11 protein-coding genes are annotated in these 12692 nt (G+C 63.6%); all 11 read left to right on the top strand.

Annotated features, from left to right (window positions below):
* The first annotated feature begins 3 nt into the window (after positions 1-3).
* The 11 genes from JQ567_RS02875 to JQ567_RS02825 all read left to right on the top strand — a co-directional run bounded on the left by JQ567_RS02875 (position 4) and on the right by JQ567_RS02825 (position 12687).
* The gene (locus JQ567_RS02875; RefSeq protein WP_212437385.1) at positions 4-492 is read left to right on the top strand and encodes a hypothetical protein; all 489 of its coding nucleotides are present in this window, start codon (positions 4-6) and stop codon (positions 490-492) included.
* 7 nt (positions 493-499) lie between these two features.
* A complete protein-coding gene (gene nuoG / locus JQ567_RS02870) occupies positions 500-2575 on the top strand; it encodes an NADH-quinone oxidoreductase subunit NuoG (protein ID WP_212437384.1) in 2076 nt (691 codons plus the stop codon).
* Between the two features lie 10 nt (positions 2576-2585).
* Positions 2586-3626, top strand: a complete 1041-nt coding sequence (gene nuoH, locus JQ567_RS02865) for an NADH-quinone oxidoreductase subunit NuoH (protein WP_192733448.1) — start codon at positions 2586-2588, stop codon at positions 3624-3626.
* 13 nt (positions 3627-3639) lie between these two features.
* On the top strand, positions 3640-4128 hold the full coding sequence (nuoI, locus tag JQ567_RS02860; protein WP_212263767.1) for an NADH-quinone oxidoreductase subunit NuoI: 489 nt from the start codon (positions 3640-3642) through the stop codon (positions 4126-4128).
* 9 nt (positions 4129-4137) lie between these two features.
* Positions 4138-4776 carry an NADH-quinone oxidoreductase subunit J gene (locus JQ567_RS02855; RefSeq protein WP_212437383.1) on the top strand — a complete coding sequence of 213 codons (639 nt, stop codon included), beginning with the start codon at positions 4138-4140 and terminating at the stop codon, positions 4774-4776.
* Positions 4773-5081: an NADH-quinone oxidoreductase subunit NuoK gene (nuoK, locus tag JQ567_RS02850; RefSeq protein ID WP_029584477.1), complete on the top strand. Its 309-nt coding sequence runs from the start codon at positions 4773-4775 to the stop codon at positions 5079-5081. Before JQ567_RS02855 ends, nuoK begins: the two co-directional genes overlap by 4 nt.
* Positions 5082-5167: 86 nt before the next feature.
* Complete coding sequence (gene nuoL / locus JQ567_RS02845) at positions 5168-7246, top strand: NADH-quinone oxidoreductase subunit L (protein WP_212437382.1); 2079 nt, start codon at positions 5168-5170, stop codon at positions 7244-7246.
* The gene (locus JQ567_RS02840; protein ID WP_212437381.1) at positions 7246-8754 is read left to right on the top strand and encodes an NADH-quinone oxidoreductase subunit M; all 1509 of its coding nucleotides are present in this window, start codon (positions 7246-7248) and stop codon (positions 8752-8754) included. The genes nuoL and JQ567_RS02840 overlap by 1 nt, the downstream gene beginning before the upstream one ends.
* 10 nt (positions 8755-8764) lie before the next feature.
* The gene (nuoN, locus tag JQ567_RS02835) at positions 8765-10204 is read left to right on the top strand and encodes an NADH-quinone oxidoreductase subunit NuoN (RefSeq protein WP_212437380.1); all 1440 of its coding nucleotides are present in this window, start codon (positions 8765-8767) and stop codon (positions 10202-10204) included.
* The gene (locus JQ567_RS02830) at positions 10205-11017 is read left to right on the top strand and encodes a biotin--[acetyl-CoA-carboxylase] ligase (RefSeq protein ID WP_212437379.1); all 813 of its coding nucleotides are present in this window, start codon (positions 10205-10207) and stop codon (positions 11015-11017) included.
* A complete protein-coding gene (locus JQ567_RS02825) occupies positions 11017-12687 on the top strand; it encodes a ribonuclease J (RefSeq protein WP_192733441.1) in 1671 nt (556 codons plus the stop codon). The genes JQ567_RS02830 and JQ567_RS02825 overlap by 1 nt, the downstream gene beginning before the upstream one ends.
* Positions 12688-12692: the final 5 nt, after the last annotated feature.

Below are 12692 nucleotides of genomic sequence, written 5' to 3'. Positions count from 1 at the left end.
ACGATGTCGCAACCGAGCTTCTGGTGGCAGAGATACGGAACGCTGGCGCAGATGGCGCAGGCGACCGTGGCGCTGCTCGGCTTTGTTGCGATCCTGCTCCAGATCAACGAGATCCGGACCGGCAACCGCGCTACCAGCGCGCGGCAGGCGTTTCTGGGCTACACCGATCTGGCGTTCAAGAATCCGAAATTCGCGCAGCCGGACTACGAGAAGATCAAGGCCGGCGGCCGCGACGAGCAGGTCCAGTACGAGAGTTTTGTCACGTACTTCCTCTACGCCTGCGAGGAAGCGCTCGGCGCGTTCGCGGGAAAGCGCGAGTGGCTGGCTTCCTGCGATTACGACCTGAAACCGCATCTGCCGTTCCTGTGCGATAAGAACGCGGTGCAGCCGGCCTATCTCGCCACCTATGGCGCCGAGACCCAGCAATGGATCAAGGCGTCGCTGAAGACCGCCAGCGTGACACCACCCGACTGCAAGCTCGGAAAGACTTGAGAGCGCAATGACCAAACTCATCGTCGATGGCAAAGAGATCGATGTCCCCCCGGAGTACACGCTGCTGCAGGCGTGTGAGGCCGCGGGCGCCGAAATTCCGCGCTTCTGCTACCACGAGCGGCTGTCGATCGCCGGCAATTGCCGGATGTGCCTCGTCGAGGTGAAGGGCGGCCCGAAGCCGGTCGCGAGCTGCGCCTGGGGCGTGCGCGATTGCCGTCCCGGTCCCAAGGGCGAGCCGCCGGAAATCTCGACGCGTTCGCCGATGGTGAAGAAGGCGCGCGAAGGCGTGATGGAATTCCTGCTGATCAACCATCCGCTGGATTGCCCGATCTGCGATCAGGGCGGCGAGTGCGACCTGCAGGATCAGGCGATGGGCTACGGCGTCGATACCTCGCGCTTTGCCGAGAACAAGCGCGCGGTTGAAGACAAATATCTGGGCGCGCTGGTCAAGACCTCGATGAACCGCTGCATCCAGTGCACGCGCTGCGTCCGTTTCTCCGCCGAGGTCTGCGGCGCGCCGGAAATGGGCGCGACCGGCCGCGGCGAGGACATGGAAATCACGACCTACCTGGAATCGGCGCTGACTTCGGAACTGCAGGGCAATCTCGTCGACATCTGCCCGGTCGGCGCACTGACCTCGAAGCCGTATGCCTTTGCGGCGCGGCCCTGGGAACTCGGCAAGACCCAGTCGGTCGACGTGATGGACGGCGTCGGCTCGGCGATCCGGGTCGATACCCGCGGCCGCGAGGTGATGCGGATCCTGCCGCGCATCAACGAGGCCGTGAACGAGGAATGGATTTCCGACAAGACCCGTCACATCGTCGACGGCCTGCGGACGCAGCGGCTCGACCGGCCCTATATCCGCCAGAACGGCCAGCTCCGCGCTGCGTCGTGGTCGGAGGCGTTCGCGGCGATTGCCGCCAAGGCCGGCCGCATCGACGGCAAGCGGATCGGCGCGATCGCGGGCGACCTTGCCGCGGTCGAAGAAATGTTCGCGGTGAAGGAGCTGCTGGCTGAGTGCGGCTCAAGCAATCTCGCGGTGCAGGGCGGCGACGCCTTCGATCCCAGGGCCGGCCGCGCGTCCTATATCTTCAACCCGACCATTGCCGGGATCGAGCAGGCCGACGCGCTGCTGATCGTGGGATCGAACCCGCGCAAGGAAGCCGCCGTCCTCAACGCCCGCATCCGCAAGCGCTGGCGCACGGGCAGGCTCAAGGTCGGCGTGATCGGCGCCAAGGCCGACCTGACCTATGATTACGATTATCTCGGCGCCGGCACGGATTCGCTCGGCGATCTCGCGGCCGGCAAGCATTCCTTCGCCGAGGTGCTCAAGGGCGCCAAGAACCCGATCGTGCTGGTCGGCGCCGGATCACTGGCGCGCCATGACGGCGCGGCGGTGCTGGCGCTCGCTGCCAAACTCGCGGTTGACGTCGGCGCACTCAAGGACGGCTGGAACGGTTTTGGCGTGCTGCAGGATACGGCGTCGCGCGCGGGCGCGCTCGACATCGGCTTTGCGGCCGGCAAGGGCAGCCTGAATCTCGCGCAAATGACGACCTTCGGCACGCTCGATGTGCTATTCCTGCTCGGCGCCGATGACGTCAAGGTGCCGGACGGAACCTTCGTGGTCTATATCGGCACCCATGGCGATCGCGGCGCGCATCGCGCTGACGTCATTTTGCCGGGCGCGGCCTATACCGAAAAATCCGGCATCTACGTCAACACCGAGGGCAGGGCGCAGATTGCCAACCGCGCCGCGTTCCCGCCGGGCGAGGCGCGCGAGGACTGGGCGATCGTCCGTGCGCTGTCGGACGTGCTGGGCAAGAAGCTGCCCTATGACTCGCTTCAGGCGTTGCGGCAGGAGCTCTTCAAGGCCGTGCCGTATCTGATCCGGATCGACCAGATCGAGCCCGGTAAGCCGGAAGAGGTGAAGGCGCTGGCCGGCAAGGGCGGCAGCGTCGACAAGACGCCGTTCAAGACGTCCGTCGAGGATTTCTACCTCACCAACCCGATCGCGCGCGCGTCGGCGGTGATGGCGGAGTGTTCCCGGCTGGCGTCCGGGCAAATGCTGACGGCAGCGGAGTGAGCGTGACCTGATGGCTGAATTCTTCGCAAGCTCGTTCTGGACCGGTTTCCTCTGGCCGCTGATCATCATGGTCGCGCAGAGCCTGCTGCTGCTGGTCGTGCTGCTGATCGCGATCGCCTACATCCTGCTTGCCGACCGCAAGATCTGGGCGGCGGTGCAGATCCGCCGCGGTCCCAACGTCGTCGGCCCCTGGGGCCTGCTGCAATCCTTCGCCGATCTGCTCAAATTCGTGCTGAAGGAGCCGGTTATTCCCTCCGGCTCCAACAAGGGCGTGTTCCTGCTCGCGCCGCTGGTCAGTTGCGTGCTGGCGCTGGCGGCCTGGGCCGTGATCCCGATGGATTTCGGCTGGGTGATCGCCAACATCAATGTTGGCGTGCTTTACATCTTTGCGATCTCGTCGCTGTCGATCTACGGCATCATCATGGCCGGCTGGTCGTCGAACTCGAAATACCCGTTCCTCGCCGCGCTGCGTTCGGCGGCGCAGATGGTGTCGTACGAAGTCTCAATCGGATTCGTGATCATCACGGTGCTCTTGTGCGTGGGCTCGCTGAACCTGACCGACGTGGTGCAGGCCCAGAACACCAGATTCGGGCTGCTCGGCTGGTACTGGCTGCCGCTGTTTCCGATGTTCGTGATCTTCTACGTCTCGGCGCTGGCCGAAACCAACCGGCCGCCGTTCGATCTGGTTGAGGCGGAATCCGAACTGGTCGCAGGCTTCATGACCGAATACGGCTCGACACCGTATCTGCTGTTCATGCTCGGCGAATACGTCGCGATCACCACGATGTGCGCTTTGGCGACGATCCTGTTCCTGGGCGGCTGGCTGCCACCGGTTCCCTACGCACCGTTCACCTGGGTGCCCGGGATCATCTGGTTCGCGCTGAAAGTGTTCTTCATGTTCTTCATGTTCGCGATGGCGAAGGCGATCGTGCCGCGCTACCGCTACGATCAACTGATGCGGCTCGGCTGGAAGGTGTTCCTGCCGCTGTCGCTGGCGATGGTGGTGATCGTCGCCGGGGTCCTGCAATTCGCGGGGCTCGCGCCGAAATGAGGTCGCTATGAGTATCAATATCAACGCAACAGCCCGCTCGCTTCTCCTGACCGAGTTCGTATCGGCGTTCTTCCTCGCCATGCGCTACTTCTTCAAGCCGAAGCCGACGCTGAACTATCCGTTCGAGAAGGGCCCGATCTCGCCGCGCTTCCGCGGCGAGCATGCGCTGCGCCGCTATCCGAACGGCGAAGAGCGCTGCATCGCCTGCAAGCTGTGCGAGGCGATCTGCCCGGCGCAGGCCATCACCATCGAGGCCGGGCCGCGCCGCAACGACGGCACCCGCCGCACCGTGCGCTACGACATCGACATGGTGAAATGCATCTATTGCGGCCTGTGCCAGGAAGCCTGCCCGGTCGATGCCATCGTCGAGGGACCGAATTTCGAATTCGCGACCGAGACCCGCGAGGAACTGTATTATGACAAGGCGAAATTGCTCGCCAATGGCGACCGTTGGGAGCGTGAGATTGCAAAATCGATCGAACTCGACGCGCCGTACCGGTGAGGTGAGGGTATGATCCTTACCGCGCTGTTCTTTTATCTGTTTGCCGGCATCTGCGTGGCGTCGGCGGTGATGGTGATTGTCTCGCGCAATCCCGTGCACTCCGTGCTGTATCTGATCCTGGCCTTCGTCAACGCCTCGGGCCTGTTCATCCTGATGGGCGCCGAATTCCTCGGCATGATGCTGATCGTGGTCTATGTCGGCGCGGTCGCGGTGCTGTTCCTGTTCGTGATCATGATGCTCGACGTCGATTTCGTCGAGCTCCGCGAGGGCTTCATGCAATATTTGCCGATCGGGCTCGTGATCGGCGGCATCTTCGTGTTCGAGCTTCTGCTTGTCGTCGGCGGCTGGGCGATCAATCCGTCCGTGACCAAGAACATCACGGCGGCAATCCCGGCCAATATCAGCAACACCGAGGCGCTCGGCCTCGTGCTCTATACGAAGTACATCCATTACTTCCAGCTCGCCGGCATGGTGCTGCTGGTCGCCATGATCGGCGCCATCGTGCTGACGCTGCGCCACAAGGTCAGCGTCAAGCGGCAGGACATCAACGTGCAGAACGCGCGGACACCGGAGCTCGCGATGAGCGTGCGCAAGGTGGCCACGGGCCAGGGCCTGCAGGACGCGGACGCGGCGGAGTGGGTGAAATGACGATCGGGCTCGGACATTACCTCTCGGTCGGCGCCATCCTGTTCACGCTCGGGATCCTCGGCATCTTCCTCAACCGCAAGAACATCATCGTCATCCTGATGTCGATCGAGCTGATCCTGCTCGCGGTCAACATCAACCTGGTGGCGTTCTCGACCTTCCTCGGCGACATCGTCGGCCAGGTGTTTGCGCTGCTGGTGCTGACGGTCGCCGCAGCCGAGGCCGCGATCGGCCTTGCGGTGCTGGTGGTGTACTTCCGCAACCGCGGTTCGATCGCGGTTGAAGACGTTAATTTGATGAAGGGCTGACGGCGCATGATCCGGAAAAGTGGAAGCCGGTTTTCCCGAACAAACGACTTCGTTTGTTCCGAGATCATGCGCAAAGGGATGCGGTAATGGTTCAGGCAATCGTCTTTCTGCCGCTGCTGGGCGCCATTCTGGCCGGCCTGATCGCCATTTTCGGCGCGCATGCCCGCAATCCGAGCGGGGATGAGGTCGAGCATCATGATGACGGCCATGGGCATGGCGCGCATGCCCATGCGACTGCCGCCCATGACGACCATGGCCACGATGACCACGGCCATGACGACCACCACGTGTCCGAACCGGCGGCCGCAGGTTCGCGCGCGGCGGAACTGATCACGACCGGCCTGCTGATGGTTTCGGCTGGTCTGTCCTGGGTCACGCTGGTTGACGTCGGCTTCATGCACCATGACGCCCGCATTGCCCTGTTCCCCTGGATCAATTCAGGGGATCTGCAGGTCGCTTGGTCGCTGCGGGTCGACACGCTGACCGCGGTCATGCTGGTCGTGGTCAACACCGTTTCCGCGCTCGTTCACCTCTATTCCATCGGCTACATGGACGAGGATCCGCACCGGCCGCGCTTCTTTGCCTATCTGTCGCTGTTCACCTTCGCGATGCTGATGCTGGTGACCTCGGACAATCTGGTCCAGATGTTCTTCGGCTGGGAAGGCGTCGGCCTCGCCAGCTATCTCCTGATCGGCTTCTGGTACCAGAAGCCGTCGGCCAATGCGGCGGCGATCAAGGCCTTCGTGGTCAACCGCGTCGGCGATTTCGGTTTCGCGCTCGGCATCTTCGCCGTGTTCATGCTGCTCAAGTCCACCGATTTCGAGACCATCTTCGCGGGCGCGCCGGGGCTCGCAGGCAAGACCATCGACGTGTTCGGCTGGCATGCCGACGCGTTGACGCTGACCTGCCTGCTGCTGTTCATGGGCGCGATGGGCAAGTCCGCCCAGTTCCTGCTGCACACCTGGTTGCCGGACGCCATGGAAGGCCCGACGCCGGTCTCGGCGCTGATCCATGCCGCGACCATGGTCACCGCCGGCGTGTTCATGGTGGCGCGCCTGTCGCCGCTGTTCGAGCTGGCGCCGAATGCGCAGGCCGTCGTGATGTTCTTCGGCGCCACCACTGCCTTCTTTGCGGCGACGATCGGCCTGGTGCAGAACGACATCAAGCGCATCGTCGCTTACTCGACCTGTTCGCAGCTCGGCTACATGTTCGTGGCGATGGGGGCAGGGGCCTACTCGGTCGGCATCTTCCATCTGTTCACGCACGCCTTCTTCAAGGCGCTGCTGTTCCTGGGCTCCGGCTCGGTGATCTACGCGATGCATCACGAGCAGGACATCCGCAACATGGGCGGGCTGAAGGATCGGATTCCCTTCACCTATATCGTGATGGTGATCGGCACGCTGGCATTGACCGGATTCCCGCTCACCGCCGGGTATTTCTCCAAGGATGCGATCATCGAATCTGCGTTCGTCTCGCATAATCCGTTCGCGATGTACGGCTTCCTGATGACGGTGGTCGCAGCCGGCCTGACCTCGTTCTATTCCTGGCGTCTGATCTTCAAGACCTTCCACGGCGAACCGCACGACCAGGAGCACTATGAAGCCGCCCACGAGGCGCCGCTGTGGATGCTGGTCCCGATCGGCGTCCTCGCCGCAGGCTCGATCCTGGCCGGCTTCCCGTTCAAGGAATTGTTCGCAGGCCACGGCGTGGCCGAGTTCTTCCGTGAGTCCCTGAAGATGCATCCGGGCATCATCGACGAGATGCACCACATCCCGGCGTGGATCGCGTACCTGCCGACCGTGATGATGGTGGTGGGCGCCTACATCTCCTACGTCTTCTACATTCGCCGGCCCTATCTGCCGGTCGAACTCGCCAATCAGCACCCGATGCTCTACCAGTTCCTGCTCAACAAATGGTATTTCGACGAGCTGTATGACCTGATCTTCGTTCGCCCGGCTAAGTGGATCGGCCACTTCCTGTGGAAGAAGGGCGATGGCTATGTCATCGACGGCTTCGGCCCCGACGGCATTTCCGCAAGGGTGCTCGATGTCACCCGTAACGTCGTGAAGATCCAAACCGGCTATCTCTATCACTACGCGTTTGCGATGCTGATCGGGGTCGCCGGACTAATCACCTGGTTCATGTTCGGCTTGGGAGGCCAGTGATGACAACCTGGCCCATTCTCTCGGTCGTCACTTTCCTGCCGCTGTTCGGCGCGCTGGTGATCTACATCAGCCGCGGCGACGACGAGGCGGCGAGAAGCAACTCGCGCTGGATCGCGCTGTGGACCACGCTCGTCACCTTTGCGGTCTCGCTGATCCTGGTCTGGCGCTTCGATGCGACCAATCCGGACTTCCAGTTCATTGAAAAGGCGTCGTGGCTGGCGAGCGGCATCACCTACCACATGGGTGTCGACGGCATTTCACTGCCGTTCGTGATCCTGACCACCGCCTTGATGCCGTTCTGCATCATCGCGAGCTGGAAATCGGTGACGATGCGGGTGCGCGAATACATGATGGCGTTCCTGCTGTTGGAAACGCTGATGATCGGCACCTTCTCGGCGCTCGACCTCGTGCTGTTCTACCTGTTCTTCGAGGGCGGCCTGATCCCGATGTTCCTGATCATCGGCGTCTGGGGCGGCCCGCGCCGGGTCTACGCGTCCTTCAAGTTCTTCCTCTACACGCTGCTCGGCTCGGTCTTGATGCTGCTGGCGATCATGGCGCTGTACTGGAACGCCGGCACCACCGATATCCCGACGCTGATGCACACCGCCGTGCCGCGCTCCCTGCAGACCTGGGCATGGCTGGCGTTCTTTGCATCGTTCGCGGTGAAGATGCCGATGTGGCCGGTGCACACCTGGTTGCCGGATGCCCACGTCGAGGCGCCGACCGCGGGCTCGGTGATCCTGGCTGCGATCCTGTTGAAGATGGGCGGCTACGGCTTCCTGCGCTTCTCGCTGCCGATGTTCCCGCTGGCGTCGCATGATTTCGCCTGGATCATCTTCTCGCTGTCGGCGATCGCGATCATCTACACCTCGCTGGTGGCCTTGATGCAGGAAGACATCAAGAAGCTGATCGCCTATTCGTCGGTGGCGCATATGGGCTTCGTCACCATGGGCATTTTTGCCGGCACCACGCAGGGCGTGGCCGGCGGCGTGTTCCAGATGGTCTCGCACGGCATCGTCTCGGGCGCGCTGTTCCTTTGCGTCGGCATCGTCTACGACCGCATGCACACCCGCGAGATCGCCGCTTACGGCGGCCTCGTGAACCGGATGCCGCTCTACGCGCTGGTGTTCATGGTGTTCACCATGGCCAATGTCGGGCTGCCCGGCACTAGCGGCTTCGTCGGCGAATTCATGACGCTGGTCGGCACCTTCAAGGTCTCGATCCCGACCGCGACCTTCGCCACGTTCGGCGTGATCCTCTCGGCGGGCTATGCGCTCTGGCTCTATCGCAAGGTGGTGTTCGGCACGCTGACCAAGCCGGCGCTCGCCAGCATCAAGGACCTCACGTTCCGCGAAGGCCTGATGCTGTTCCCGCTGGTGTTCCTCACCATCCTGTTCGGCGTCTATCCGAAGCCGGTGCTCGACATGTCGGCGGCCTCGGTTCAGCAACTCGTCAACAATTACAACACCGCCGTGACTGCCGTGAAGGCAGCCGCGTTGATCCAGTAAGGCCGCCTCCATGAGCTTCGAAAGTGCAGGTTATCAGTTGCTGCCGGTGTTGCCGGAGCTGGTGCTGGCCGCGGGTGCCATGGCACTGCTGATGCTCGGCGCCTATCGCGGCGGGGAGGGGACGACGAAGCTCGTTACAAGCCTTGCGGTATGCCTGCTGATCCTGACCGGCGCGCTGGAGCTGATGCTGCCGGCCGGCAAGCTCACGACCTTCGGCGGCAGCTTCATCGTCGACGATTTCGCGCGCTTCCTTAAAGTTCTGGCGCTGATCGGCTCAGGCGCGACCCTGATCCTGTCGGCCGAATTCCTCTCCGACCCGTCGCGGCGGACCTTTGAATTTTCGATCCTGGTGCTGCTCTCGACGCTCGGCATGATGGTGCTGATCTCGGCCGGCGACCTGATCATGCTTTATCTCGGGCTCGAACTGATGAGCCTCGCGCTCTACGTGGTCGCCGCCAGCAACCGCGACAACGCCAAGTCCACCGAAGCCGGCCTGAAGTATTTTGTGCTGGGCGCGCTGTCCTCGGGCATGCTGCTCTATGGTGCGTCGCTGATCTACGGCTTTACCGGCACCGTCAGCTTCGCCGGCATCGCGGCGGCTGCGAAAACCGGCAATATCGGGCTCGTGTTCGGCCTGGTGTTCCTGCTCGCCGGCCTCTGCTTCAAGGTCTCCGCCGTGCCGTTCCACATGTGGACGCCCGACGTCTACGAGGGCGCGCCGACGCCGGTAACCGCGTTCTTTGCTTCCGCGCCGAAGGTCGCGGCTTTGGCGGTGTTTACGCGCGTGGCGCTGACGGCATTCCCGGGCATCGTCTCGCAATGGCAGCAGATCGTCGTGTTCGTGGCGATCGCCTCGATGGTGCTGGGCTCGTTCGCCGCCATCGGGCAGAAGAACATCAAGCGCCTGATGGCCTATTCCTCGATCGGCCATATGGGTTTTGCGCTGGTCGGGCTCGCGTCCGGCACCGTCGAGGGCGCGCAGGGCGTGCTGGTCTATATCGCGATCTATGTCGCGATGACGCTCGGCACTTTCTCTGTCATCCTGACCATGAAGCGCAACGGCCAGCCGATGGAGCAGATCAGCGACTTTGCCGGTCTGTCACGCACCAATCCGCTGCTCGCCTTCGTCTTTGCGATGCTGCTGTTCTCGCTGGCCGGCATTCCGCCGCTCGCGGGCTTCTTCGCCAAATGGTACGTCTTCGTCGCCGCGATCAAGGCAGGCCTGTTCACGCTCGCCGTGGTCGGTGTGCTCGCCAGCGTCGTGGGCGCGTTCTACTATCTCAGCATCATCAAGGTGATGTATTTCGACGAGCCGGCGGGCCAGCTCGATCCGATGCGCACCGAATTGCGTGCGGTGCTGGCGGTCACGGGCATCTTCACCATCTTCTTCTTCGTCTATCCGGGGCTGCTGGTCAGCGTGGCCGCGGCCGCGGCGAAGTCGCTCTTTTAAATGGCTCTCGCGCTCGGTCCCCGGGCTACATCGGCGGGCTATCGTCTCGCCGCGTTCGACCAGGTCGGTTCGACCAATACCGAGGCCATCGCGCGCGCCCGCGAGGGCGAGCAGGGCCCGATGTGGTTTGTCACGACTGAGCAGTCGGCAGGAAAGGGCCGCCGCCAGCGCGCTTGGATCGCGCCGCGCGGCAACCTCGCCAGCAGCATCCTGGAAGTCATGGACGTGCCGCCCGCCACCGCTGCGACGCTCGGCTTTGCCGCCGGGCTCGCGCTCGAAAGCGCGCTGCAGCAGCTCAGCCTTGAAGCCAATATGCGAAGGGCGGGCGCTGACCCTTTGAAATTCCAACTGAAATGGCCGAACGACGTGCTGGCCGAGCGGCAGAAACTCGCCGGCATCCTGCTCGAGGCCGAAGCCGTCGCCGGCAACTGTCTGGCCGTGGTGGTTGGGATCGGCACCAACGTGGTCGCAGCGCCTACGGGCACGCCGACGCCCGCGACCTCGCTTGCCGCGCTCGGCGTCCATGTCGGCGCCGAAGAGCTCTTCACTGCTCTGTCGGACGCCTGGGTCGAGTTCCGCGGCATCTGGGACAATGGCCGCGGCTTTGCCGAAATCCGCAGGCTGTGGCTGGAACGCGCCGCCGGTCTCGGCGAGCCGGTCTCGATCCAGACCGGAACCGCGACTATCGCAGGCACGTTCGACACGATAGATGAAACCGGCTGCCTGATCGTCCGGACCGCAGAAGGCAAACACCTCCCGATCGCCGCGGGCGAGGTTTATTTTGGCTCGGCGGCCTCCACGGGAGCTGCCTGATGGCTAGACCAGATGAACTGACCTTTGCGCCGCTCGGCGGTGTCGGCGAGATCGGCATGAACCTGTCGATCTACGGCCTCGGCAACCGCCACGAACGATCCTGGCTTGCGGTCGATCTCGGCGTCTCCTTTGGCGACGAGGAGCATCTGCCGGGCATCGACCTGATCATGCCCGACATCCGCTTCCTGGAGAAGGAACGCAAGAACCTGATGGGGCTGGTGCTGACGCACGCCCATGAGGATCATTTCGGGGCCATCATCGATCTCTGGCCGAAGCTGCAATGCAAGATCTACGCGACCAAGTTCAGCGCGGCCCTGTTCGAGGCCAAACTGGCGGCCGAGCGCAATCCGCCGAAAATCCCGGTCACGGTGGTGCCTTCAGGAGGGCGTGTCCATCTCGGGCCGTTCAACGTCGAATTCATCCCCGTTGCGCATTCGATTCCGGAATCGCACGCGCTGGCGATCCACACTTCGGTCGGCACCGTGCTGCACACCGGCGACTGGAAGATCGATCCGACGCCCATCATCGGCCTGCCGACCGACGAGCGGCGCCTGCGCGAACTGGGCGACGAGGGCGTGCTGGCGCTGGTCGGCGATTCCACCAATGCGGTGCGGGACGGGCGCTCGCCGTCGGAAACCGAGGTCGCCGCGACAATTACGAAATTGGTAAAGGCCGCCAAGGGCCGCGTCGCCGTCACCACCTTCGCCTCCAACGTCGCGCGCCTGAAGGCGGTCGCGGATGCCGCCAAGGCCGCCGACCGTGAAGTGGTCGTGGTCGGCCGCGCCATGGAACGGGTGGTGCAGGTCGCGCGTGAAACCGGTTATCTCGACGGCGTCCAGAGTTTCCGCGGCGCCGATCTTTACGGCCATTTTCCGCCGGACAAGGTGCTGGCGCTGTGCACGGGAAGCCAGGGCGAGCCGCGCGCGGCGCTGGCGCGCATTGCCAATGACGACCATCCGCAGGTGACCCTGAACAAGGGCGACTGCGTGATCTTTTCCTCGCGCACCATTCCCGGCAACGAGAAGGCGGTCGGCAGCATCATCAACGGCCTGGTCACGCAGGGCATCGAGGTCATCACCGACCGCACCGACCTGGTCCATGTCTCCGGCCATCCGCGCCGCGACGAGCTGCGCGACATGATCTCCTGGGTGCGTCCGCAGCTGCTGATCCCCGTGCATGGCGAAGCGCTGCATCTGTCGGAGCACGCCAAGCTGGCGCGCACGGCCGGCGTCCCGAAAGTGTTGATTTGCCGCAACGGCGACCTGGTCAAGCTCGGCCCCGGCGACCCCGGCATCATCGACCAACTACCTTCGGGCCGGATTTACAAGGATGGCACCATCCTGGAGGATTCCAAGTCGCGCGCCGTGGTGGAGCGGCGGCGGATGGGATTTGCCGGCTGTGCATTCGTGGCGATCGCGATGACCGACAAGGGCGAGCTGGCCGACGATCCCGAGGTCGATCTGGTCGGCATCCCCGAGAAGAATACGGCCGGCGAGCCCCTCGACGACATCGTGTTCGATGTGGTGGTATCGACCGTGGAAGGCCTGCCGCGGGCGCGGCGGCGCGATGCCGATGCCACCGCGGAATCGGTGCGCCGTGCGGTACGCGCCGTGCTGAACGAACATTGGGGCAAGAAGCCGATCTGCCTCGTGCATGTGCTGACGATCTAGCGCGT

Source organism: Bradyrhizobium sp. AUGA SZCCT0431, from assembly GCF_018131065.1.
Lineage (GTDB): Bacteria > Pseudomonadota > Alphaproteobacteria > Rhizobiales > Xanthobacteraceae > Bradyrhizobium.
Note: the sequence above shows the minus strand (reverse complement) of the source record. Positions and strands in the feature narration are given on the sequence as shown.

What these genes read in the sequence shown, in the direction of transcription:
- JQ567_RS02825 (WP_192733441.1), top strand. Translation starts at nt 11,017, where the DNA reads ATGGCTAGACCAGATGAACTGACCTTTGCGCCGCTCGGCGGTGTCGGC.
- nuoL (WP_212437382.1), top strand. Translation starts at nt 5,168, where the DNA reads ATGGTTCAGGCAATCGTCTTTCTGCCGCTGCTGGGCGCCATTCTGGCC.
- JQ567_RS02830 (WP_212437379.1), top strand. Translation starts at nt 10,205, where the DNA reads ATGGCTCTCGCGCTCGGTCCCCGGGCTACATCGGCGGGCTATCGTCTC.
- nuoK (WP_029584477.1), top strand. Translation starts at nt 4,773, where the DNA reads ATGACGATCGGGCTCGGACATTACCTCTCGGTCGGCGCCATCCTGTTC.
- nuoH (WP_192733448.1), top strand. Translation starts at nt 2,586, where the DNA reads ATGGCTGAATTCTTCGCAAGCTCGTTCTGGACCGGTTTCCTCTGGCCG.
- nuoG (WP_212437384.1), top strand. Translation starts at nt 500, where the DNA reads ATGACCAAACTCATCGTCGATGGCAAAGAGATCGATGTCCCCCCGGAG.
- JQ567_RS02875 (WP_212437385.1), top strand. Translation starts at nt 4, where the DNA reads ATGTCGCAACCGAGCTTCTGGTGGCAGAGATACGGAACGCTGGCGCAG.
- JQ567_RS02855 (WP_212437383.1), top strand. Translation starts at nt 4,138, where the DNA reads ATGATCCTTACCGCGCTGTTCTTTTATCTGTTTGCCGGCATCTGCGTG.
- nuoN (WP_212437380.1), top strand. Translation starts at nt 8,765, where the DNA reads ATGAGCTTCGAAAGTGCAGGTTATCAGTTGCTGCCGGTGTTGCCGGAG.
- JQ567_RS02840 (WP_212437381.1), top strand. Translation starts at nt 7,246, where the DNA reads ATGACAACCTGGCCCATTCTCTCGGTCGTCACTTTCCTGCCGCTGTTC.